Raw genomic sequence first — 23,376 nt, forward strand, 5'->3', positions numbered from 1 at the left:
ACGCAGGATCGCTGCAAGTATTTCGGGCCCGGCCGAGACGGACGGGCTGCCGAAGTCTGCCAATGAACGCCGACCGGATCCCGGTCAGTGTCCGCCGATGCCGACGCCCTCGCGATCCGCCTCCAACGGATCGACGATCTCCCCCTGCGCGGTGAGTGTGCCCTGGGCCAGCCGGGTCACCCTCGCAGGGACCGGCGGCTCCAGGCCGGCCACCACGCGCAGGCCGGAGAGGACGTCATCGGGCCGAACGGCGGGCGTTACCTGCCGTACGACAAGGTCGATTATCGCACACGGTACTCCACCGGCCCCGGAAGGTAGGTCCGGCTCTGTTACCACCATGCACCTGACGACCGCTGCGCGCGCGTCGAACGACCGTCGGCCCTGCTTGGTCATGCGCTCGACCAGCACCTCGTCGGCGGCCAGGAACGCCTCGACCGCCTCCTGAGCAGTGGCCGGAGTCACCTCGAACAGCTCCAGCCGCCAGAGAGAGGCGTCGATCCGGTCGGCGAGGCTGCCCGCACCGGCCGGGACCGCCTCCAGCACGTCCAGGCCCGGGGAGAGCGCGGCGTCCAGGGCGACCCGCAACTGCTCCGGGTCGGTCTCGGCCTGCAGACCGATCTCCAGGTACTCCGCCTCGCTGCCGACCCCGGTCGGGGCGGCACTCGCGTACGAGATCTTGGGGTGTGGGGTGAAGCCCTGCGAGAAGGCTATCGGGACGCCGGCCCGTCGCAGCGCACGCTCGAAGGCGCGGGCGAAGTCCCGGTGGGAGGTGAAGCGCAGCGGCCCGCGCTTCGCATAGCGAAGGCGGATCCGCTGCACGACCGGGGCCTGACCGCCCACGGGCTGGTTCTTCGGGGGAATCGTCGCACTCCTAAACGGGGACCCGCAGGCCGTTCACCGGGGTCAGGGGAAGCAGCTTCTTACCGGTCGGACCGATCTGGATCTCGGTGTCCATCGACGGGCACACGCCGCAGTCGAAGCACGGGGTCCAGCGGCAGTCGTCCTGCTCGAACTCGGACATCGAGTCCTGCCAGTCCTGCCAGAGCCAGTCCTTGTCGAGGCCGGAGTCCAGGTGGTCCCAGGGCAGGACCTCGGTCTCCTCGCGCTCGCGGGTCGTGTACCAGTCGAGGTCGACGCCCAGGTCCGGGAGCACCTCGGTGCAGGCCTCGACCCAGCGGGCGTAGGAGAAGTGCTCGGACCAGCCGTCGAACCGGCCGCCCTTCTCCCAGACCCGGCGGATGACCTGGCCGACCCGGCGGTCGCCGCGGGACAGCAGGCCCTCGATCAGCGACGGCTCGCCGTCGTGATAGCGGAAACCGATCGCCCGGCCCAGCGAGCGGTCACTGTTGATGGCCTGCTTGAGCATCTTGAGGCGGCCGTCGATCACCTCGGGCGTGTCCATCTTCGCCCACTGGAACGGGGTGTGCGGCTTCGGCACGAAACCGCCGATCGAGACGGTGCAGCGGATGTCCTTGGTGCCGGCGGCCTCGCGGCCGGCCCGGATCACCTCGTGCGCCATCTCGGCGATCTCCAGCACGTCCTCGTCGGTCTCGCTGGGCAGACCGCACATGAAGTACAGCTTGACCTGGCGCCAGCCGTTGGAGTAGGCCGTGACGACGGTCCGGATCAGGTCCTCCTTGGTCACCATCTTGTTGATGACCTTGCGGATCCGTTCCGAGCCGCCCTCGGGCGCGAAGGTGAGGCCGGTGCGCCGCCCGTTGCGGGACAGTTCCTGGGCCAGGTCGATGTTGAACGCGTCGACCCGGGTGGACGGCAGCGACAGCGAGACGTTGGTGTCCTTGTACTGCTCGGCCAGGCCGGAGCACATGTCACCGATCTCGGAGTGGTCGGCGCTGGAGAGCGAGAGCAGGCCGACCTCGCTGTAGCCGGAGAACTCCAGCCCCTCCTTGACCATCTGGCCGACCGTGGTGATCGACCGCTCCCGCACCGGGCGGGTGATCATGCCGGCCTGGCAGAACCGGCAACCCCGGGTGCAGCCGCGGAAGATCTCCACCGCGTACCGCTCGTGGACCGTCTCGGCCAGAGGAACCAGGGGCTTCTTCGGGTACGGCCACGCGTCGAGATCCATCGTGGTGCGCTTGGCCACCCGGAACGGGACGTCCGGACGGTTCGGCACGACGCGCTGGATGCGCCCGTCCGGCAGGTAGTCGACGTCGTAGAACCGCGGGACGTAGATGCTCTCGGTCCGCGCGAGGCGCAGCAGGATCTCGTCCCGCCCGCCGGGGCGCCCCTCGGCCTTCCACTCCCGGATGATCCCGGTGATCTCCAGGACCGCTTCCTCGCCGTCACCGAGCACGGCGGCGTCGATGAAGTCGGCGATCGGCTCCGGGTTGAAGCTGGCGTGACCGCCGGCCAGCACGATCGGGTCGTCGACCGTGCGGTCCTTGCTCTCCAGCGGGATCTGGGCCAGCTCCAGCGCGCTGAGCATGTTCGTGTAGCCCAGCTCGGTGGCGAACGACAGGCCGAGGACGTCGAACGCCCGGACCGGCCGGTGCGCGTCGACCGTGAACTGCGGGACGCCGTGCTCCTTCATCAGCGCCTCGAGGTCCGGCCAGACCGCGTACGTCCGCTCGGCCAGCACGTCCGGCTGCTCGTTGAGCACCTCGTAGAGGATCTGCACGCCCTGGTTGGGCAGGCCCACCTCGTACGCGTCCGGGTACATCAGCGCCCACCGGACGGTGGTGGCGTCCCAGTCCTTGACGACGGCGCCGAGCTCGCCGCCCACGTACTGGATCGGTTTACTGACCCGGGGCAGGAGCTGCTCGAGCTGCGGGAAGACGGAACTGACGCTCATGGGTGTCCAGCGTACGCGAGAGGCTAACGGCCCAGATCCTCAGCAGCATGGTCGAGGTCGATCGCGAACAGGTCGTTGCGGAACGCGCAGAGCTGCAGCGTCATCCGGGCCGCGCCGCGTTCGCCGACCACCAGCCGAATCGGTTTACCCCGCTCGTCGAGCTCGCCGACGATCAGGTCGAGCAGCCGCACCCCGGCGCTGTCCAGGAACGAGACCGCGGTCAGGTCGATCAGCACGGCATCGGCCGACGTGGTGCGGGCGACGATCGCCCGGCCGATGTCGTGCGCGTTCGCCAGGTCGATCTCACCCTTCAGGTGTACGGCCTCGGCCACCCCGCGCCTGGAGAACGTCACCCACTGGTCGGTCATGAACGTGCCTCTCCCCGATGGCGGCGCATGGTGACCGTGGTGCCGTCGCCCCGGTCCACCATCACGTCGTCCATGGCTTCCTCGATCAGCTGCATACCGCGGCCGCGGGAGTGCCCCGGGCCGCGCCAGGTGCCGTGGTCGGTGACCCGGATCTCCACCGCGTCGTCGGTGATCGTGGCGGACACGTCCACCACGCCGAACGGGTCGTCCCGGTAGGCGTGCTCGATCGCGTTCGCCACCGCCTCGGAGCAGCCCAGCAGCACCGCGTCCATGCACTCCTCGTCCACCGCGTGCGCGATCAGCCAGGCCCGCATGTCCGAGCGGAGCAGCGCGATCTGCAGCGGGTCGGCGCCGAGTGTGCGTTCCAGCCGTTCCTCCGCGCCCAGCGTGAGGCAGAGCAGGCAGACGTCGTCGCCGTGGTCGCGGCCCACCATGGTGTCGGAGAGCGCCTCGGTCAGGCCCTTGAGCGGCGCACCGCGCAACCGGCTGAACGCCCGGTTGAGCACCTCGAAACCGCGATCGATCGGCCGGTCCCGGCGTTCCACCAGCCCGTCGGTGTAGAGGAGCAGCCGGCTGCCCGGGTTCAAGCGCATCCGGTGCTCGGTCCGGCGGCGGTCACCGGCCCGCGTGCCGATCGGCCCGGAGCGGGCCTGCAGCAGGAACTCGGCCGAGCCGGCGGGCTGGTGCAGCAGCGGCGGCAGGTGCCCGGCACACGCGTAGACCAGCTCGCACGTGTCCAGGTCGACCTCGCCGTAGACGACCGTGGCCATCCGCGCCGACTCGACCCGCTGGCAGAACAGGTCCAGGCCCTCCAGCAGCCGGGCCGGTCCCCCGGCGGCGTTCGCCAGCGCCCGGATCGCGCTGCGCAGCTGCCCCATCGTGCTGGCCGCCTCCAGGCCCCGGCCGACCACGTCGCCGACCACCACGGCCAGCCGGTTCGGGGTGATCAGGAACGCGTCGAACCAGTCGCCGCCGACCTCCAGGTCACGCCCGGCTGCCTGGTAGTGGGTCTCCAGCGCGAACCGCGGGTCGCCCGAGGGCACGTCGGTGGCGAGCAGGCTGCGCTGCAGCGACCGGGCGATCGCGCGTTCCTGCTCGTAGAGGCGGGCGTTCTCCAGCGCCAGCCCGGCCCGATCGGCCAGGTCGACGAGGAACGCCCGCTCGGCCTCGGCGCCGCGCCGGTACGCGGCCATCCGCAGGGAGAGCGTGCCGAGCACACGTCCACGCGCGGTGATCGGCAGGACCGTGCAGCCGAGCCGGTCACCGTCGGTGGCGAAGACCGGTTTCACCGAGCGGGTCACCTCGGTGATGCGCTCGCTGAGCAGTTCCTCGTCCGGACCGGGACCGCCCGCGTCCTCGCGCAGCCCGGCCGAGCCGACGTGCAGCCGGACCGTCGCCCAGTCGGCGATCTCCGGCACCACCTGCTCGACCAGGCGGCGGCCGCGCTGCAGCAGCCGGTGCTCCTCGTCCAGGGCCCGCGTGGTGGCGGCCAGGAACGCGGCCCGTTCCTCGCGGCGGCGGGCGTCGTCGTAGAGCCGGGCCCGGTCCAGCGCCTGACCGGCCTGCTGGCCGAGCAGCCGGATCACGCGCAGCTCGCCGTCGGTCAGCTCCCGCTCGTCGGCGAAGCTGAACGCCAGCACACCGAGCACGGTCACCCCGGTCTGGTCCTCGGCCGGGCCGGTGGTCAGCGGCAGCAGCACCACGGTCCGGCGGCCGGAGGCGGTCATCGTGCGGGCCAGGTCCGGGAAGTGCTCGGTCGCCTCGGCGAGGTTGTGCACCACGTGCAGGTCACCGCGGCGGGCCACCTCGGCGACCGCCCGCTCGGACGAGCGCGGCATGTCGTCCCAGTTGCCGGTGGTCGGGTCGGTGGAGGCGACCGCGATCAGCTGGTCCCGCTCGACGTCGACCAGGTAGATACTGCTGCTGGTGGCCTGGAAGGCCGGCTCGGGCGCCCGCAGCACGGTCTCGGCCACCTCCGCCTCGGTCGGCGCGGCGGACAGCTCGGCCACTATCTGCTGCAGCACCCGGATCCGCTGCTCGGCAGCCTCGGCCACCTCGCGGGCGAGCAGCAGCTCGTTCTCGTAGCTGCGCCGCTCGGTGGCGTTGAAGACCATCGTGCGGATGACCCGGGGAGCGCCGCCCGGGCCGCGCTCCAGCGCCGAGTTGACCAGCACGGGCACCCGTGACCCGTCCGCGCAGAGCACGTCGAGCGCGATCTCGTGGACCTCACCCTGCATCGCCAGCAACGGTGCGTAGTGAGTCTCGTGGTAGATCTGGCCACCCGGCGCGAGCAGGTCACGGAACCGCCGGTGACCGACCAGCGCGGACCGTTCGTACCCGGTCCAGTCCAGGAACGTCTGGTTGACCCGGACGACCGTGCCGTCCGGGAGCATCGTCAGATAGCCGCACGGCGCATGCTCGTACAGGTCCTCGGGATCGTCGTCCCAGGGCAGTCGCAACTCACTCGTCACGTCCGGCCCACCAGATTCACTCACGCCTCTGCTCCGCCGATCATGCCCGCTGTTTACAACCAGGACTTGATCGCGTCAACCGTCTCTTCCGGGGCGCTCAGATTCGGACAGTGGCCGGTCGCGTTCAGCGTCGCGAACGTGCTCTGCGGGGTGTGCTTGTGAACGTACTCACCGACCACGGCGGGCGCGATGACGTCGTCCGAGCACTGCAGGACCAGCGAGGGCACCCGCATCCGGGGCAGATCGGCCCGGTTGTCGGAGAGGAACGTGACCCGGGCGAACTTCTTGGCGATCGCCGGATCGGTGCGGCAGAACGAGTTCGTCAGCTCCTCGCCGAGCTCCGGACGCTCCGGATTGCCCATGATCACCGGTGCCATCGCGCTGGACCAGCCCAAGTAGTTGCTGTCCAGCGCGACCAGCATCTGCTCGATGTCGGACCGGCCGAAGCCACCGACGTAACCGTCGGTCTCGTCGTTGATGTAGCGCGGCGACGGGCCGATCATCACCACGCCGGCGAACCGCTCGGGCTGCCGGACGGCGGCGAGCAGGCCGATCATCGCGCTCACCGAGTGGCCGACGAAGAGCACGTCGCGCAGGTCCTGCTCCTCGATGATCTCCAGGACGTCGGTGGCGTACCCGTCGAGCGTGGAGTACTTGGCGTCGTCGTACGCCGCCAGGTCGGACCGGCCGTTGCCGACGTGGTCGAAGAGCACGATCCGGTGCGTGTCGGCGAACGCGGGCGTGACGAACCGCCACATGTTCTGGTCGCACCCGTAGCCGTGCGCGAAGAGCATCGGCTGGCCGGACTCCCGGCCGTGCACAGTGACGGCGTTTCTCTGTGTGGTGCCCATACGGTACGAACCCTCCCGGAGGCAGTGAGAGGTGTCACCCCAGTGACGGGATGTGAAGTAGGGGTAACCATACGACTCCGGAGCGTTTCGCACATCGCCCCCGTTGTCCGCCATTCGTGTCCGTCGGCCGGAATCTGCTCGGCCGTCCCTCTGGCGCACCGTGCCTAACCTGGTGGAAGACGCGCGCTGCCGGCCCGGAGAAGGAGATCGACGACAATGGCTGACACGGAGTCGGGAGTACACACCCCGGCCACCGGAATGCCCGATCCGACCCGCGTGGCCGGTTCCTCCGACGAGCCGCCGACGGGCGTGCTGCCACCGCGGTGGCTCGGGGCGGCGGCGGTTCCGGAGGGCGGACCCCGGCGGTCGCTGTGGGGGCGGCTCGTCGACCGGGTCGGCGGGCACCCCGAGCCCGAGCCGGACGACTACTGGGCGACGATGCCGGCCGTCGATCCGTGGGCCGGGCAGGACACTCCGGTCTGGACGACCGAGAACCTCTTCGCGGCCACCGAGATGCCGCCGACACGCTTCGACATGCCGCCCGTGACCATGCCGCCGACCCGCCTCGACGCTCCGGTCGCGCCCACCGCCACGGCACCACCCACCGCCGCGGGTCCCACCGCCGCCGGTCCAACCGCCGCAGGTCCAACCGCCGCAGGTCCGGCCCACGCAGGGCCGGCCGCCGCGGAGAAGGTGGACCTTCCGGCGAAGGTGAAGGCGCTCCTCGACGACCTAGGAGTGAAAGCAGCCGAGGTCGCGCAGGCACGGAATGCCAAGGCGGGCGGCAAGGGCAGCGCGGGCGCTCCTGCCGCCGTACCCCCGCAATCGTCTTCCGGGGGTGGGCAAGCGCAATCTCGCGGCTGGTTCCGCAAGCCGGCCGCGGGCCCGGCGCCGACTCGGATCCCGGTGCAGCCGAGACCACCGGCGAGCCGGCCCGGGGCGAACCGTCCGTCGTGGGCTCCGCCGCGTCCGCGCCGCAAGCGCCGGCGTCTGCGGCGGCTCATGCCGGCTGTCGCGGTCCTGGCGGCGCTGTGGTTCGGCGCCCCTTACGCCTACGAGCAGTGGCCCGTCCTGGGCCAGTTCCCGGTCACCGCCCAGTTGCCGGACCGCGTCGGTGACCTGCGGCTACGCGTCGACGACGCCAGTCGGCAGGCCGTCGACAAGCTGGCCGACCAGCTGGCCGCGGCGGGTTCCGAGGGGCAGGCGTTCGCCGGCGTCTACGGCGACGCCGGCGGCAAGCGGGTGACCCTCTACGGCGTCACCGGCTGGCGCTTCACCCCGCAGGCGGACGTGAACGGGCAGCTGGTGCGGCTCACCGGTGACGTGAAGCTGACCGGCGTGCAGGATTTCGACATGAACGAGTTCGGTGCGTTCGAGACCTGCGGCACCGGCCGGGTGAACGGCACGTCGACGGTGATCTGCACGTGGGCCGACCACGGCAGCATGGCCACCGTGCTGCTGACCCGTCGCTCGGTGTCCGAGAGCGCCGAACTCGTGGCCGACCTGCGCGGGGAGGTGCTGACGCCGAAATTCGGGGCCTAGTCCTCGCGTTTCGGCGGGGCGTAACGCGGCACGTACTCCTGGCCGGTGAGCTTCTGGATCTCGCCCATCACCTGGTCGGTGAGCTCGCGCAGCGATGTCCGGTCCTCGGAGCGGCCGATTGTCTCGATCGGCTTGCCGAACTTGACCGTGACGTGCCCGCGCATCAGCTTCGGGTACATCTGGCCGATCGGCTGGACCTCCTCGGTGCCGATCACGCCGACCGGGATGATCGGGACACCGGCCGCGGTCGCCAGCCGGGCCACGCCGGTGCGGCCGCGGTAGAGCCGGCCGTCCGGCGAGCGGGTGCCCTCCGGGTAGACGGCGACCAGATCGCCGCCCTTGAGCGCGGGGATCGCGGCGTCGAACGCGGTGAGCGCGGCCCGGCCACCGGCGCGCTCGACCCGGATGGCGCCGAGGCCCTCCATCAGTTTCCGGGAGAGGAAACCCTTCACGCCCTTGCCCACGAAGTAGTCCGACTTGGCCCAGAAGGCCAGGTGGCGCGGCACGGCGGCACCGAGGAACAGCTCGTCGGCGACGGAGAGGTGGTTCCCGGCGAAGATCGCGCCGCCGGTCTTCGGTATGTGCTCGAGGCCCTCGATGCGCGGCTTCCAGCCGACCATCAGCGCATTGCCGACGGTGAGCTTGCCGATCGAGTAGATCAGGGGCAACTCGTCCTCCGATGACCAGTGCAAAAACGAAGTTGAGGGGTGAGGAGAGGTTATCGGACGCAGGCCCGCCGTGGACTATTGATCTTGCGCCAGGCCCGGACATTCGCCGCGTCAGGCGAACATCCGGGCCAGTCGGTTATCTCACACGGGTGTGACGGTAACGGTGATCTGTTCCCCGTCGCCGACCTCACCGGCGAATCCCGCGGCGCCGCCGAACGTCAGCGCGGTGGCCAACGTCTCACCGGCGACGAACTCCCGGTGCGCCTCGACCGCCGCCCGGACCGCCGGCGAGGCGCCGACCACCAGCGCGATCCGGTCCGAGACGTCCAGGCCGGCGTCGCGCCGCGCCTGCTGCACGACCCGGATCACGTCCCGGGCCACCCCCTCGGCGGCCAGCTCGGGCGTGACCGCGGTGTCCAGCACGACGACGCCGGCACCGGCCGGCAGCGGGGCCGAGTTCTCCGCGTCCGCGGCGATCAGCCGCAGCTCGAACTCGCCCTCGGCCAGGGTCACGCCGGCCGCCACCGGAGCGCCGCCCACCAGCTCCCAGTCGCCCGACTTGACCGCCTTGATCACCTGCTGGACCTGCTTGCCGACCCGCGGGCCGAGCGCCCGGGGCACGACCGTCAGCACCTGCCGGCAGTACGCGGCGACGTCGTCGGTGAAGACCACGTCCTTGACGTTGACCTCGTCCTGGAGCAGGTCACCGAGGCCGGTCAGGGACTTGCCGCCGGCCGAGGCGACGGTCAGCGTGGCCAGCGGCAGGCGGACCCGCAGCCCCTTCGCCTTGCGCAGCGACAGCGCCGCCGACGCCACGTCGCGGATCGCGTCCATCGACGTGACCAGGTCGTGGTCGGCCGGGAACGCGCTTGCGTCCGGCCAGTCGGTCAGGTGCACCGACCGGTCGCCGGTGAGGCCGCGCCAGATCTCCTCGGCGGTGAGCGGGGCGAGCGGGGCGACCACTCGGCAGAGCGTCTCCAGGACGGTGGCCAGGGTGTCGAACGCGTCCGGGTCGCCGGCCCAGAAGCGGTCGCGGGAGCGGCGGACGTACCAGTTGGTCAGGGCGTCGAGGTAGGCGCGGACGTCGGCTGCCGCACCCGAGATGTCATATTGATCCATCTTTTTCGCGACATCGTCGACCAGCTCACCCGTCTTGGCGAGGATGTAGCGATCGAGAAGGTGCTCGGAGTCCGTTCGAAGTGTCGCGACATGCTCAGCAGCGTTGGCGTAGAGGCTGAAGAAGTACCAGACGTTCCACAGCGGCAACAGCACCTGCCGCACCGAGTCCCGGATCGCGGTCTCCGTCACCGGCATGTCGCCACCGCGGAGCACCGGCGACGACATCAACATCCACCGCATGGCGTCGGAGCCGTACGTATCGAAGACCCGATATACGTCCGGATAATTGCGCAAAGACTTGGACATCTTGCGCCCGTCCTCGCCCAGCAGGATGCCGTGACTCAGGCAGTTCCGGAACGCCGGCCGGTCGAACAACGCGGTGGCCAGCACATGCATGGTGTAGAACCAGCCCCGCGTCTGCCCGATGTACTCGACGATGAAGTCACCCGGGTAGTGGTGCTCGAACCAGTCCTTGTTCTCGAACGGGTAGTGCACCTGTGCGAACGGCATCGACCCGGACTCGAACCAGCAGTCCAGCACCTCGGGAACGCGGCGCATGACGGACCTCCCGGTCGGGTCGTCCGGGTTGGGCCGGGTCAGCTCGTCCACCCCCGGCCGGTGCAGGTCCGTCACGGTCACGCCGAAGTCGCGCGACAGCTCCTCGAACGACCCGTAGACGTCCACCCGCGGGTACTGCGGGTCGTCCGACTTCCACACCGGGATCGGCGAGCCCCAGAACCGGTTCCGGGAGATCGACCAGTCCCGCGCGTTCGCCAGCCACTTGCCGAACGAGCCGTCCTTGATGTGCGCCGGCGTCCAGGTGATCTCCTGGTTCAGCTCGACCATCCGGTCGCGGAACTTCGTCACCGCCACGAACCACGAGGACACGGCCTTGTAGACGAGCGGCGTGTCGCAGCGCCAGCAGTGCGGGTAGGAGTGTGTGTAGCCGTCGTGCCGGACGACCACGCCGCGCTCCTTGAGGCGGGCGATCACCGGCTTGTTGGCGTCGAAGACCTGCACGCCCTCGAAGTCCGGGACGAGCGAGGTGAAGCGGGTCCGTTCGTCGACGGTGACCACGGTCGGGATGCCGGCCGCGTTGCAGGTGTTCTGGTCGTCCTCGCCGAACGCCGGGGCCAGGTGGACGACGCCCGTACCGTCCTCGGTGGTCACGAAGTCGGCACCGAGCACCTGGAAGGCATTCTCCCCGGCGGGCTCCGCCAGGTAGTCGAAGAGTGGTGTGTAGCGGCGGCCGACCAGCTCACTGCCTTGCAGCGTGCCGACCTGCTCGTAGCCTTCGAGTTCCTTGGCGTAGGCACCCGCGCGCCCGGCACCCAGGATGAGCTTCTGTCCATCCTTGTCGGAAAAGACGCCATATTCGATGTCAGGCCCGACCGCCAGTGCCAGGTTCGACGGCAGCGTCCACGGCGTGGTGGTCCAGACCGCGATGTCCTCGCCCGTCTCCAGCCGGAATCTTACTGTCAGAGCCGGATCGGTCCGGTCCCGGTAGACGTCGTCCATCCGCGTCTCGGTGTTGGAGAGCGGCGTCTCACAGCGATAGCAGTAGGCGAGAACGCGGAAACCCTCGTACACCAGGCCCTTGTCGAAAAGGGTCTTGAACGCCCACATGACCGACTCCATGTAACTGGGGTCGAGCGTCTTGTAGTCGTTGCCGAAATCGACCCAGCGGGCCTGCCGCGTGACGTACTTCTGCCATTCGCCGGCATAGGCGAGCACGGATGTCCGGCAGGCCTCGTTGAACTTGTCGATACCGAGCTCGAGGATCTGCGCCTTGCTGGTGATGCCGAGCTGCTTCTCGGCCTCGATCTCGGCCGGCATGCCGTGCGTGTCCCAGCCGAAACGGCGCTCGACACGCTTTCCGCGCATCGTCCGAAAACGCGGGACGACATCCTTCACGTACCCGGTGAAGAGATGCCCGTAGTGCGGGAGACCATTGGCGAACGGCGGCCCGTCGTAGAAGACGTATTCATTGCCGCCGTTCTCCCCGGCCGATCGCGCCTGGACCGAGGCCTCGAAGGTCTGATCGGCCTCCCAGTGCGCCAGCACGGCCCGCTCGACCGCGGGCAGATCCGGAGAAGCCGGAACGCCCGTCGCATCGGTGTGTCTGGGATACATGGTGCTCCTCGAACAGTCATTGAAGATGACTGCGAGGACGAGCGTCAGCCCGCGGTACCACCTCGCTTGACGCCCCTTTCCGGGGACGCCCGCTCATTCACCGGCTCACGCGCGTGCCGAATCGCCCGGTTCTACTGAAGCCGAAGGCTCGTTCTTCCGGAGGCTCCCCGGTGATGGCCGGTTCGTCGCCTGCGTTCCGACAACGATACCGGCCACCCCGGGATTCCCTCACCCGCATTACCCCAAGATCAAGATCAAGAGCTATTTCCCGTACGCCGTGAGCGTCGTCGACCAGAGCGCGATTCCGTCCCGATCACGCAGGTGAACGGTCAGCGCCCCGGAGTGCCCGTCGATCTCCACCTCACCGAAATGCTGGTAGCCCAGCGCCGGCGAGGTGTTCGCCACCGGCGGGGCGTGCACGAAGACCGCCTCCGGCCCGAACGTCGGGTCCAGCGGGTTCGGCCCGAACGCGCCCGCGTGCGCCGGCCCGGAGACGAACTCCCAGAACGGCGTGAAGTCCCGCACCGCGGCCCGGGCAGGGTCGTAGTGGTGCGCCGCGGTGTAGTGCACGTCCGCGGTCAGGAACACGATGCCGCTCACATCGTGCCGGTGCGCTGCCCGCAGCACCTCGGCGAACTCCAGCTCACGTCCCGCAGGGGTACCCCCGTCGCCCTGCGCCACCCCCTCCTGACCGACCGGGGAGTCCGGCACGACCAGTCCGAGCGGCAGGTCGTTGGCGATCACCTTCCAGGTCGCCCGGCTGGTGCGGAGCCCGTCGATCAGCCACCGCCGCTGGGCCGCGCCGAGCAGGCCGCGCTTCGGGTCGGCGTACGTGTCGTCGGTGTTCGGGTCCTTGAACGTGCGCATGTCCAGCACGAAGACGTCGAGCAGCGGCCCGTACGAGATCTTGCGATACACCGGCCCGGACGACGCCGGCGTCGGCACCCACTCGTGGTACGCCCGGTGCGCCCGCGCCGCCAGCACGTCCACCCGCTTCTCGGTGTACCGGGCGTCGTCCAGGATCTCCCCCGGGTACCAGTTGTTCAGCACCTCATGGTCGTCCCACTGGTTGATCTGCGGGACCGCCGCGGTGAACCGCTTGTACGCGTCGTCGAGCAGGTTGTACGCGTACTGCCCGCGATATTCGTCGAGGCTCTCGGCGACCTTCAGCTTCGCGTCGGTCAGCCGGTTCCGCCAGATCCGCCCGTCGGGCAGCGTCACCGTCTCGGTCAGCGGCCCGTCGGCGTAGACGGTGTCCCCACTGTGCAGCAGGAAGTCCGGCTTGCGCAGTCGCGCCGACTCGAAGAGCTTCAGCCCGCCGAAGTTCGGGTCGATGCCCCAGCCCTGACCGACCACGTCACCGGTCCAGACGAACCGGATGTCGCTCCGGCGCGTCGGCGCGGTCCGGAACGTCCCGTCCACCGGCAGGCTGAACAGCCCGGGCCGATCCGCGCTCTCCACCCTCGCCCGGTAGTAGACCTTCTCCCCGGACGGCAGCCCGCGCAGCCGCACCTTGCCGGTGAAGTCGGTGTCCGGGGTGACCAGTGGGCCGCGGATCACCCGCGAGCCGCGGAAGTCGGGGCGGCGGCTGGCCTGCACCCAGAGCCGGCCGGGCCGGTCCGCCCGGGTCCAGACCACCGCCGAGTCCGCGGTGGCGTCACCGCTCTGCACGCCGTGGGTGAGCACCGGACGGCTGCCGGCACTCGAGAACGCCGGGGCCTCGAACAGCGCCCCGGCCACGCCGCCGGCCACCCCGGCACGCAACAGATTCCTACGCGAGATCGCAGTCATGCCTGATGCCTATCGATCCCATGTGGCCCCGAGGTGGCCGGGTTCTGAACTTCCCCCTGCTCTCGGCCCGCGCCGCTGATCAGCAGCGGTCAGGCCGGTCGATCAGAGGCCCGGGAACCAGAGCGCCAGCTCGCGCTTCGCACTGTCCGGCGAGTCGGAGGCGTGCACCAGGTTCTCCCGGTTGGACAGCGCGAAGTCGCCACGGATCGTGCCGGCCGCGGCCTTGCGGCCGTCGGTCGCGCCGATCATCGCACGGACCACCTCGATCACCTCGTCGCCGGAGAGCACCACCGCGGCCAGCGGGCCACTGGTCATGAACTCCTTGAGCGGCGGGTAGAACGCCTTCTCCACGTGCTCGGCGTAGTGCTGGTCGGCGAGCTCGGCGTCCATCGTGCGCAATTCCAGCGCCTCGACGACCAGGCCCTTACGCTCGAAACGCGACAGAATCTCGCCGAGCAGTCCGCGGCGGACGGCGTCAGGCTTGATGAGCACGAGCGAACGCTCGGTGTTGCTGGACACGTGGGTTCCCCTCCGGAGACGACAGGACTTGACGGGCAACGAGGCCGACACGCCTGAGGTTCAGCCTATCGGTACCTCCGGGACGGTGAGCGGCGATGTCCGTACTGCCGCACTTTCGCTCAGTGACCGCAGGGCCATAACCTGAGCGGGAACAACCGGGAGGTCCACAGTGGCGAACCAGACCGGCCGGCCCATCGCACCGGCACGCAAGTTGGTGGCGTTGGTCATGGGCACGATCGCGGTCTTTATGATCGTTTACGGTCTCGGGCTCTTGAGCTGGCCGGTGGCGATCCTCGGCTTCGTCGTGCTGGCGATAGCCATCGCCCTCGCGATGGTGAGCAACGTGCGCCGAGGCGGGCGGGCCACCGTGGCCGGCAACGCGGAGATCCTCAACATCAGCCCACCCCCGCTCGCCGGGGCGTACGGGCGGGCCGAGATCCAGGCCATCGTCGTCGCCCCCGGCCTCGGCACCTTCGACAAGGTGATCCGGGACGGCCGGGTGCCGGTCGCGAAATGGCCGGTGATCGGCTCGACCGTGCCGATCACCGTCGACGTCGACGACACCCGCCGGGTCCGCATCAACTGGAAGGACGCGCCGGACGTCGGCGCGGCCGGCGACCCGCCCCCGCCCGAGCAGCCCGACTACGGCGCCGACGCGGAGGACACCGAGGACGACGACGTGCTCGGCGCGGTCGCCCCCGGCCCGTGGGAGAGCCGGGACGACGACTGGACCACCGAGGAGCCCCCCACGGGGTACGAGGAGACGCGCGTCACCACCCCGGTGGTGGTCCGGGACACCCCGGACGGGCCGGTCCTCGAAGGCCAGCTGGTCGGTGACGAGGCGCCGTCGACACCGCTGCCGCGGCGGGCCGGGAACGGGCCGCGCTCGGAGGCGGGCGATTTCGCGGCGGCCGACACCGATCCGGTCGGCTTCGACCCGATCGACCTGGACTCACCGGAAGAGCCGACGGCCGCGGCCGACCCGCAGCCCGCTGACTCCCAGCCCGCTGACTCCCAGCCCGCTGACTCCCAGCCCGCTGACTCCCAGCCCGCTGACTCCCAGCCCGCTGACGAGCGCTCCACCGCCACCTCGGCTCAGGCCCCGGCGGCATCGCCCTCGGCGCCGTCTCCCGCGCCGGCCGCGCCGGCACCGTCTCCCGCGCCGGCCGCCTCCGACGCATCGCGCGCTGCTGCGTTCGCCGACCAGGCGGGGGCCGCTCCGGCCGCCTCCCGGCGTTCCAAGGCACCGTCCGGCAGCACCCGGCCCGGGTCAGGTGCGTCCTCCGACGCCTGGCCCTCGGCCAGCTACCCGCCGCCGCCCGGCCCCGGAGCGCCCAGCCGTCCCTCCGACGACTCGGACTCGATCGACTTCCCGCCACCGCCCGCCGCCGGCGCCAGGGCCGCGCGGGTCCCTCTCGGCGACGACTTCCCGCCGCCCCCGGCCCCGGGCTCACCCCGGCGCCGCGTCGACGACTCCGACTCGATCGACTTCCCGCCGCCACCCGGCCCCGGGCGAGGCCGGCCGGCACCGTCGACGCCGACCGGCTCGGACTATCCACCGCCGCCGCGTCCCGCCGCGTCACCGTCGTCACCAGCCCCGAGCGGAGCTGCCGCCCCCTCCAGCCCAGCGCCTTCGCGCCCGGCGCCCTCCGGTCCATCTTCCGCCAGCCCGGCCCCCTCCAGCCCAGCGCCTTCCAGCCCGGCCCCCTCCAGCCCAGCGCCTTCCAGCCCGGCCCCCTCCGGCCCAGCACCTTCCAGCCCGGCCCCCTCCGGCCCAGCACCTTCCAGCCCGGCCCCCTCCGGCCCAGCGGCCTCTGCCTCGAGCGGCCCGGCACCCGCCGCTTACCCAGCCCGCTCCGGCCCCGCCGCTTCCGCACCGAGCTCACCGGCTCCCGGTTACCAGTCGTCCGGCGGCGCCGCCACAGCCACCGCTTTCGCGGCCGGCGTGGCCACCGGAGCGACCAGCACCGCACCCCGAACCCCGTCCGCCCGCCCACCGGGTTCCCGGCCGAGCCCCAAGCCCCGCTCCAGCGCCGCAACCGCCACGGTCGAATCCCCGGCCACCAGGCCGCAGACCCCCGGCCGCCCACCCGCGCAGCGCACCTCGTCCGAGTCGAGCCCCGACACCGATCCCCTGATCGACCTGGACCTCGACGAACCCGCGCAGCCGGCCGCCACCCCCGCGCCCGCTCCGCGGTCCACCCATTCGGGCCGAACCCGCTTCGTCACCCAGCCCGGTGCCACGGACACCCCGGAGCCGACCCCCGGCACCGGGTCGCCCGAGGCCGCTTTCCCGGTGACCGATGAGCCCGACCATCCCCCGGTGGCCTTCCCCGCCAGCGCCTATCCCCCGGCCCCGGACGAACCGGCCACCCCGGCACCCCCGCACCGCTCCAGGCCCACCCCGGAGCCGACCGTAGCGACTGCGGCCCACACCCCGACCGCGGTGGCACCCCCACCGACCGCCCCGGCGCCGGATCGCCCTTTCCCCACCGCGCCGGAACCGTCCACCCGGCGCCCGACCGGCCCGATCCTCCCCGAGGACGAGGTCGACATCCCACTGGACGACAACCCGGAGCCGCCTCCGGAGTCCACCCCACAAGCCGCCTCCGCGGTCGCCGCCGGGGTGGTCGCTCCCCCCGCCGCCGAGCCTGCACCTCCTGTCCGGCCGACGTTCCCCGCCGCGGATACACCCACGACCGAACCGAAGGCCACGGAGGCACCTGCGACCGAACCGAAGGCCACGAAGGCACCTGCGACCGAGCCGAAGGCCGCGGAAACGTCCTCGACCGAGCCGAACGCCGCGGAAGCACCTCTGACCGAGCCACAGGCCGCGGAAGCACCCGCGACCGAGCCGAACGCCGCGGATGCCCCGCCCCCCGACGAGCCCGCGGTGTCCACGGCGTCCACGGCGTCCACGGCGTCCACGGTGTCCGAGGAGAAGGCGCCCCCCGCCAAGCCCACCGGAAGCCCTTGGGCCGATTTCTCCGGCCGCCAGGAACCCGACATCCACGCCGCCGAGGTGATCACCGCCTACCCCAGTGCCCGCCCGGGCCCGGCCGGCGCGATCCACGGCGTGGGCATCACGATCCTGGTCACGGACCTGGCCCGGTCGATCGTCTTCTACCGCGACACTCTCGGCTTCTTCGAGATCGACACCGGCGACGGCAGTTCGGTCCTGGCTTCCGGGGACACCCGCGTGGTCCTGCGCTCCGTCCCGAACCTGTCCGCGGAGGCCGGCCGCCTGATCTACCTGAACCTGGAGGTCGGCGACATCGAGGCGGTGCACGACGAATTGAAGGCGAAGGGCGTCAAGTTCGTCCACTCCCCGCGCCCGGTGAACCGCGGCGACAAGCTGGAGTTGTGGTCGGCCACGTTCCGTGACCCGGACAACCACAACATCGCCATCACGCAGTGGCGTGCCATCCGCCCCGAGTCCGAGGCCTGACACGAAAAAGGGGAGCCACCACGGTGGCTCCCCTTTTCACAAACCGAAGATCAAGAACTCAAGATCGATTTCCGTACGTACGACGCGTACACCCACGCCAACCCGAAGATCACGCCGAGCGCGCCGAGTGACCAGTGCACCACCAGTCCACTCGCCAGCAGGAGCACCTGAAGCGCCGACCCCGCGTTCCAGCCCCACGGCCGTCGCATGCACCCGGCGAGCACCGCCGCGATCACCGCCAGCCCGATCACCACGCCGATCTGCCAGCCGCTCAGGTTCACACCGAGGATGCGGATCGGCTGGATAGCCAGGAGCAGCACGATCGCCTCGAGTGCGAGTGTGCCCGCCCCCAACCCTCGTACGGCTGCTTCGGGGTTCTTCAACCCGGAACGCCGCGTCGCGGCGCCCGCCTCGCCCTCCACCGGCATCGCGTTCTCCTCCGGTTCGGTCATCGCTTGAGCAGTCTCCGCGCGTCGGCGACGGTGACCACCGAGCCGGTGATCAGCACTCCGACGCCGCTGAGCTCGCCGGACGCGTCCTCCTCGGCGAGCACCACCGCTTCCTCGATCGCGTCCGGCATGGTCTCGGCGATCGCCACCCGGTCCTCCCCGAACACGTTGATCGCCAGTTGCGCCAGCTCGGCCGCCGGCATCGACCGCGGCGAGCTGTTCTGCGTCACCACGATCCGCGCCGCGACCGGCTCCAGCAGGTCGAGCAGTCCGGTCGCGTCCTTGTCGCCGAGCACCGCGAGCACCACGACCAGGTGCCGGAAGCTGAACTCCTCCTCCAGCGCGGTGACCGTGGCCGCCATACCGTGCGGGTTGTGCGCACCGTCCAGCAGGATGGCCGGCGCGCTGCGCACCCGCTCCAGCCGGCCGGGCGAGTCGACCTGGGCGAAGCCCTCACGGATCAGCTCGATGTCGATCTGCTTGCCCGGGCCGGCCCCGAGGAACGCCTCGACCGCGGCCAGTGCGATCGCCGCGTTCTGGGCCTGGTGCGCGCCGAACAGTGGCAGGAAGATCTCCTCGTAGACGCCGCCCAGCCCTTGCAGGACGAGCACCTGCCCGCCGACCGCCTGGGTGCGCTGGACCACGCCGAACTCGTTGCCCTCGCGGGCCAGGGTCGCGCCCATCTCCGCGCAGCGCTCGAGGATCGGCCGCATGGCCTCCTCGGTCTGCAGCGCGGTGATCACCGTGGCGCCCTTGTGGATGATGCCGGCCTTGGCCCAGGCGATGTCCTCGATCGTGTCGCCGAGCCACTCGGTGTGGTCCAGCCCGATCGGGGTCATCACGCACACCCCCGCCTCGATGACGTTGGTGGCGTCTTCCTCGCCGCCGAGGCCGACCTCGACGACCGCGATGTCCACCGGCGCGTCAGCGAACGCCGCGTACGCCATGGCGGTGGTCATGTCGAAGTACGTGAGCGGCTCGGTGTTGCGCGCGTCGATCAGCTCGGCGAGCGGCGCGATCTCCTGGTACGTGGCGACGAGCCGCTCCTCGGAGACCGGCTCCCCGTCCAGGCTGATCCGCTCGCGGACCGTCTCCAGGTGCGGGCTGGTGTACCGCCCGGTGTGCAGGCCGCACGCCCGGAGCAGCGCGTCGATCATGCGCGCGGTGCTGGTCTTGCCGTTCGTGCCGGTCAGATGGATCGCCGGGTACGCCCGCTGCGGGCTGCCCAGCACGTCCATCAGATCCCGGATCTTCTGCATGTCGAAGACCATGCGGGTGAAACCGCGCTCGTTGAGCGCGGCCTCGACCTCGGTGTACTCGCTCATGTCCAGCTTTCCTCGGCTGGGGCCGCAGGCCGCGGCCCCACACAAAAAGTCACGCCGCCGGCAGCGCTTCCAGCGCGGCGGCGATCCGGACCAGATCGGCCTCGGCGGTCGCCAGCCGGTCCTTGATCTTCGCGACGACGGCCTCCGGCGCCTTGCCCACGAACGCCTCGTTGCCGAGTTTGCCCCGGCACTGCGCGGCCTCCTTCTCGGCGGCCGCCCGGTCCTTCTCCAGGCGCGCCCGCTCGGCGGCCACGTCGATCGCCCCGCGGGTGTCCAGGTCGACGGTGATCCCACCGGTCACCGCCAGCGTGGCGGTGGCGGTGAAGTCCGCGGCCGGCGCGTCGAGCCGGACCAGGGAGCGGATCAACGCCTCGTGCGTGTCGATCCCGACGTTGCCCAGCCCGGTCAGCGCGGCCGAGACCCGCTGGCTCGGCTTGAGCCCCTGGTCGGACCGGAACCGCCGGACCTCGGTGACCACCTTCTGCAGGGCGGCCAGTTCCTCCTCGGCGGCGTCGTCGACCAGCGCGTGGTCGATCGACGGCCAGGTCGCGAACGTGATCGTCTCGCCGCCGGTCAGTGCGATCCACAGTTCCTCGGTGACGAACGGGATGACCGGGTGCAGCAGGCGCAGCAGCTGGTCGAGCACGTGCCCGAGGACCCGCCGGCTGCGCGCCGCCTCCGGGGTGTCCTGCGCCAGCACCGGCTTGCTCAGCTCGACGTACCAGTCACACACGTCGTCCCACGCGAAGTGGTAGAGCGTGTCGCAGACCTTCGCGTACTCGTACGAGTCGAACTGCTCGTTGACCTCGGAGACGGTGTGCTGCAGGCGCGACAGGATCCACTTGTCGATCGTGCTGAGCTCGCTCGGCGCGGGCAGGTCGCCCTCGACCGTCGCGCCGTTCATCAGCGCGAAGCGGGTCGCGTTCCACAGCTTGTTGCAGAAGTTGCGCGAGCCCTGGCACCACTCCTCGCTGATCGGCACGTCGGAGCCGGGGTTGGCGCCGCGGGCCAGCGTGAAGCGGGTGGCGTCAGCACCGTAACGCTCGATCCAGTCCAGCGGGTCGACCACGTTGCCGAACGACTTCGACATCTTCTTGCCGAACTGGTCGCGCACCATGCCGTGCAGGTTCACCACGTCGAACGGCTGCTTGTCGTCCATCGCGTAGAGCCCGAACATCATCATCCGGGCAACCCAGAAGAAAAGGATGTCGTAGCCGGTGACCAGCACGCTGGTCGGGTAGAACTTCTCCAGCTCGGCGGTCCGGTCCGGCCAGCCCAGCGTGGAGAACGGCCACAGGCCCGAGGAGAACCAGGTGTCCAGCACGTCCTCGTCCTGGCGCCAGCCCTCACCGGTGGGCGGCTCCTCGTCCGGCCCGACGCAGACGACCTCGTCGTTCGGCCCGTACCACACCGGGATGCGGTGACCCCACCACAGCTGACGCGAGATGCACCAGTCGTGCATGTTGTCGACCCAGGCGAAGTACCGCTTCGACAACTCCTCCGGCTCGATCCGGACCCGGCCGTCACGCACAGCGTCGCCGGCCGCCTTGGCCAGCGGCGTGGTGTTGACGAACCACTGCAGCGACAGCCGCGGCTCGACGGTCGTCTTGCAGCGCGAGCAGTGGCCGACCGAGTGCTCGTACGGCCGCTTCTCCGCCACGATCCGCCCCTGCTCCCGCAGAGCGGCGACGACGGCCGGCCGTGCCTCGTACCGGTCCAGCCCTTCGAACGGACCCGGCACCGTGATCACCGCACGCTCGTCCATGACGGTCAGGCTGGGCAGGTTGTGCCGCTGACCGATCTCGAAGTCGTTCGGGTCGTGCGCCGGGGTCACCTTGACCGCGCCGGTGCCGAACGCCGGGTCGACGTGCTCGTCCGCCACGATCGGGATGCGCCGCCCGGTCAGCGGCAGCTCGACCTCGGTGCCGACCAGGTGCTTGTACCGCTCGTCGTCAGGGTGCACGGCCACCGCCGTGTCGCCGAGCATCGTCTCCGCGCGCGTGGTGGCGACGACGATGCTGTTCTCCCCCTCGCCGTAGCGGATGGAGACGAGCTCGCCCTCGTCGTTGGTGTGCTCCACCTCGATGTCGCTGAGCGCGGTCAGGCAGCGCGGGCACCAGTTGATGATCCGGTTCGCCCGGTAGATCAGCCCGTCGTCGTACAGCCGCTTGAAGATCGTCTGGACGGCCCGGGACAGCCCCTCGTCCATGGTGAAGCGCTCACGGCTCCAGTCGACGGAGTCGCCCAGCCGCCGCATCTGCCCGAGGATCGCGCCACCGGACTCGGCCTTCCACTCCCACACCTTCTCCACGAACTTCTCGCGGCCCAGGTCGTGCCGGGACAGCTGCTGCTCGGCGAGCTTGCGCTCCACCACGTTCTGCGTGGCGATGCCGGCGTGGTCCATGCCGGGCAGCCAGAGCACCTCGAAGCCCTGCATGCGCTTGAGCCGGACCAAGGTGTCCTGGATCGTGTGGTCGAGGGCGTGGCCCACGTGCAGTGAACCGGTGACATTCGGCGGCGGGATGACGATCGTGAACGGGGGCTTGTCACTCTTCGGATCGGCCGTGAAATAGCCCTCCGATACCCACCGCTCGTATCGCGACTGCTCTACGTCGCCCGGCTGGTACTGAGCGGAGAGGCCACCGGTGGGCCGGCTGTCGGGAGTGCGGGTATCGGTCGTGTCGGTCACGCAGCAAGTCTACGGATTCCTGCTCGCGACCTGGAATTCGCACTGCCGACCTGTGGACAAGTGCTGCCTGTGGACAACGGTAGGCTCGCCTGATGTCCGAAACCGGCCCGCCCTCTCCCGGCTCTCCGAGCGATCCCGAGCCGGCGATCGAGATCCAGGAAACGCCGTTCAGCCTGGTGGATGACGACGAGGCTGACCGCGCCGAGCCGCTCAGCCCGGGTCGCCGCCGCACCCGCACGATCCTTCTGGCCTCGCTGCTGACCGTCGGCGTCGCCGGCGTGGCCGCGCTCGGCTGGTTCTACTGGCAGATCAACTCCGAGCGCGACGTCACGCTCAACCTGCCGGCCACGATCGGCGAGCTCAGTCTCGACAACTCGCCGGGCGCCCAGGACACCGCGGACTATCTGCAGACCGCGCTCTCCGCCGAGGTCGACTTGGACAAGACCGTCGGCGCGGTCTACAGCGGCGCCGCCGACAAGGACGTCCTTTTCCTCGGCGGGACCACACTGATCTGGAGCCCGGACAAAGACCTCAAGACCTCGTTCGATCTCTTTTCTGACGAGCAGGGCTCGGTCACCGGCGTGCACGACGTCGACGCCGGTCCGCTCGGCGGCTCGATGAAGTGCGGAACCACCGTCAGCGACGGCAAGGACCTGCCCATCTGCGGCTGGGCCGATCACGGAAGTCTCGCCCTGGCAATGTTCCCGGGCCGCTCCGAATCCGAAGCAGCCCCCCTCATGCTCCAAATTCGAAAATCAATTCAGACCCGCAATTGACGTACGCCCCACAAGCCGCAACCAAACGCAAAAACGCCCCGCGCCCGGGTTTCCGGGTGCGGGACGTTTTCACAAGCACTGCTCAGCCGGCACGCCTTGGAGGCAGGCAAAAAGAAACGCCCACCCGTTACCCGGGTGGGCGTTTCTCGAAGTTGAGTCCGGCGGCGTCCTACTCTCCCACACCCTCCCGAGTGCAGTACCATCGGCGCTGGAGGGCTTAGCTACCGGGTTCGGAATGTAACCGGGCGTTTCCCCTCCGCTATGACCACCGAAACAGCCATCAGCGAAACACAACCAGCAACCCGTCCTGAAGACCGGGGTGGTTGTTCGTTTGCTGTGAATCACACAGTGGACGCAGAACACAAAGTATTAGATGGTTAAGCCCTCGGCCTATTAGTACCGGTCAACTCAA

The 23,376-nt window shown here is 70.2% G+C and carries 15 protein-coding genes and 1 rRNA gene; 3 read left to right on the forward strand and 13 right to left on the reverse strand.

Features of this window, described 5'->3' with window-relative positions; all coding sequences use genetic code 11:
• Nucleotides 1-84: 84 nt before the first annotated feature.
• From ACH442_RS03715 to ACH442_RS03735, 5 genes are read right to left on the reverse strand one after another with little or no spacing between them, the layout of a single operon-like run.
• On the reverse strand, nt 85-819 hold the full coding sequence (locus tag ACH442_RS03715; RefSeq protein ID WP_396121036.1) for a TIGR03936 family radical SAM-associated protein: 735 nt from the start codon (nt 817-819) through the stop codon (nt 85-87).
• A 52-nt stretch (nt 820-871) separates the two neighbouring features.
• Nucleotides 872-2,815 carry a TIGR03960 family B12-binding radical SAM protein gene (locus tag ACH442_RS03720; protein WP_396120988.1) on the reverse strand — a complete coding sequence of 648 codons (1,944 nt, stop codon included), beginning with the start codon at nt 2,813-2,815 and terminating at the stop codon, nt 872-874.
• Between the two features lie 23 nt (nt 2,816-2,838).
• Nucleotides 2,839-3,183 (reverse strand): STAS domain-containing protein, encoded by a 345-nt coding sequence (locus ACH442_RS03725; protein ID WP_396120989.1) that lies wholly within the window; start codon nt 3,181-3,183, stop codon nt 2,839-2,841.
• Nucleotides 3,180-5,678 (reverse strand): SpoIIE family protein phosphatase, encoded by a 2,499-nt coding sequence (locus tag ACH442_RS03730; protein ID WP_396120990.1) that lies wholly within the window; start codon nt 5,676-5,678, stop codon nt 3,180-3,182. Before ACH442_RS03730 ends, ACH442_RS03725 begins: the two co-directional genes overlap by 4 nt.
• Nucleotides 5,679-5,707: 29 nt before the next feature.
• Nucleotides 5,708-6,505 carry an alpha/beta fold hydrolase gene (locus ACH442_RS03735; RefSeq protein WP_396120991.1) on the reverse strand — a complete coding sequence of 266 codons (798 nt, stop codon included), beginning with the start codon at nt 6,503-6,505 and terminating at the stop codon, nt 5,708-5,710.
• 216 nt (nt 6,506-6,721) lie between these two features.
• Here ACH442_RS03735 and ACH442_RS03740 point away from each other — a divergent pair, with 216 nt between their 5' ends.
• Entirely contained in the window at nt 6,722-8,047 is a 1,326-nt protein-coding gene (locus ACH442_RS03740; RefSeq protein WP_396120992.1) for a hypothetical protein, read from the forward strand.
• Here ACH442_RS03740 and ACH442_RS03745 read toward each other — a convergent pair.
• The 4 genes from ACH442_RS03745 to ndk form a co-directional block, all read right to left on the reverse strand.
• A complete protein-coding gene (locus ACH442_RS03745) occupies nt 8,044-8,715 on the reverse strand; it encodes a lysophospholipid acyltransferase family protein (RefSeq protein ID WP_396121037.1) in 672 nt (223 codons plus the stop codon). The genes ACH442_RS03740 and ACH442_RS03745 overlap by 4 nt on opposite strands.
• Before the next feature lie 141 nt (nt 8,716-8,856).
• Complete coding sequence (gene ileS / locus ACH442_RS03750) at nt 8,857-11,967, reverse strand: isoleucine--tRNA ligase (protein WP_396120993.1); 3,111 nt, start codon at nt 11,965-11,967, stop codon at nt 8,857-8,859.
• Nucleotides 11,968-12,228: 261 nt separating this feature from the next.
• Entirely contained in the window at nt 12,229-13,758 is a 1,530-nt protein-coding gene (locus ACH442_RS03755; RefSeq protein ID WP_396120994.1) for an alkaline phosphatase D family protein, read from the reverse strand.
• Between the two features lie 102 nt (nt 13,759-13,860).
• Nucleotides 13,861-14,277 carry a nucleoside-diphosphate kinase gene (gene ndk / locus ACH442_RS03760; RefSeq protein WP_396120995.1) on the reverse strand — a complete coding sequence of 139 codons (417 nt, stop codon included), beginning with the start codon at nt 14,275-14,277 and terminating at the stop codon, nt 13,861-13,863.
• A gap of 247 nt (nt 14,278-14,524) precedes the next feature.
• On the opposite strand from ndk, the gene ACH442_RS03765 reads away from it, so the two are divergent.
• Complete coding sequence (locus ACH442_RS03765) at nt 14,525-17,725, forward strand: VOC family protein (RefSeq protein WP_396120996.1); 3,201 nt, start codon at nt 14,525-14,527, stop codon at nt 17,723-17,725.
• 50 nt (nt 17,726-17,775) lie between these two features.
• Here the strand turns inward: ACH442_RS03765 and ACH442_RS03770 are convergent, their stop codons facing one another.
• Genes ACH442_RS03770 through ACH442_RS03780 form a run of 3 tightly spaced genes read right to left on the reverse strand, consistent with a single transcriptional unit; the run spans nt 17,776 to nt 22,188 of the window.
• The gene (locus ACH442_RS03770; protein ID WP_396120997.1) at nt 17,776-18,177 is read right to left on the reverse strand and encodes a DUF4233 domain-containing protein; all 402 of its coding nucleotides are present in this window, start codon (nt 18,175-18,177) and stop codon (nt 17,776-17,778) included.
• Nucleotides 18,174-19,499: a bifunctional folylpolyglutamate synthase/dihydrofolate synthase gene (locus ACH442_RS03775; protein WP_396120998.1), complete on the reverse strand. Its 1,326-nt coding sequence runs from the start codon at nt 19,497-19,499 to the stop codon at nt 18,174-18,176. Before ACH442_RS03775 ends, ACH442_RS03770 begins: the two co-directional genes overlap by 4 nt.
• A gap of 49 nt (nt 19,500-19,548) precedes the next feature.
• On the reverse strand, nt 19,549-22,188 hold the full coding sequence (locus tag ACH442_RS03780; RefSeq protein WP_396120999.1) for a valine--tRNA ligase: 2,640 nt from the start codon (nt 22,186-22,188) through the stop codon (nt 19,549-19,551).
• Nucleotides 22,189-22,280: 92 nt separating this feature from the next.
• Here ACH442_RS03780 and ACH442_RS03785 point away from each other — a divergent pair, with 92 nt between their 5' ends.
• On the forward strand, nt 22,281-22,964 hold the full coding sequence (locus ACH442_RS03785; protein WP_396121000.1) for a hypothetical protein: 684 nt from the start codon (nt 22,281-22,283) through the stop codon (nt 22,962-22,964).
• Nucleotides 22,965-23,120: 156 nt separating this feature from the next.
• Here ACH442_RS03785 and rrf read toward each other — a convergent pair.
• Nucleotides 23,121-23,237 (reverse strand): 5S ribosomal RNA (rrf, locus tag ACH442_RS03790).
• Nucleotides 23,238-23,376: the final 139 nt, after the last annotated feature.

Origin of the sequence: Actinoplanes sp. NPDC020271 (assembly GCF_044388125.1) — a bacterium.
Taxonomy (GTDB): Bacteria; Actinomycetota; Actinomycetes; order Mycobacteriales; family Micromonosporaceae; genus Actinoplanes.

What these genes read in the sequence shown, in the direction of transcription:
- ACH442_RS03735 (WP_396120991.1), bottom strand. Translation starts at nt 6,505, where the DNA reads ATGGGCACCACACAGAGAAACGCCGTCACTGTGCACGGCCGGGAGTCC.
- ileS (WP_396120993.1), bottom strand. Translation starts at nt 11,967, where the DNA reads ATGTATCCCAGACACACCGATGCGACGGGCGTTCCGGCTTCTCCGGAT.
- ACH442_RS03765 (WP_396120996.1), top strand. Translation starts at nt 14,525, where the DNA reads ATGATCGTTTACGGTCTCGGGCTCTTGAGCTGGCCGGTGGCGATCCTC.
- ACH442_RS03725 (WP_396120989.1), bottom strand. Translation starts at nt 3,183, where the DNA reads ATGACCGACCAGTGGGTGACGTTCTCCAGGCGCGGGGTGGCCGAGGCC.
- ACH442_RS03720 (WP_396120988.1), bottom strand. Translation starts at nt 2,815, where the DNA reads ATGAGCGTCAGTTCCGTCTTCCCGCAGCTCGAGCAGCTCCTGCCCCGG.
- ACH442_RS03770 (WP_396120997.1), bottom strand. Translation starts at nt 18,177, where the DNA reads ATGACCGAACCGGAGGAGAACGCGATGCCGGTGGAGGGCGAGGCGGGC.
- ACH442_RS03775 (WP_396120998.1), bottom strand. Translation starts at nt 19,499, where the DNA reads ATGAGCGAGTACACCGAGGTCGAGGCCGCGCTCAACGAGCGCGGTTTC.
- ACH442_RS03740 (WP_396120992.1), top strand. Translation starts at nt 6,722, where the DNA reads ATGGCTGACACGGAGTCGGGAGTACACACCCCGGCCACCGGAATGCCC.
- ACH442_RS03785 (WP_396121000.1), top strand. Translation starts at nt 22,281, where the DNA reads ATGTCCGAAACCGGCCCGCCCTCTCCCGGCTCTCCGAGCGATCCCGAG.
- ACH442_RS03755 (WP_396120994.1), bottom strand. Translation starts at nt 13,758, where the DNA reads ATGACTGCGATCTCGCGTAGGAATCTGTTGCGTGCCGGGGTGGCCGGC.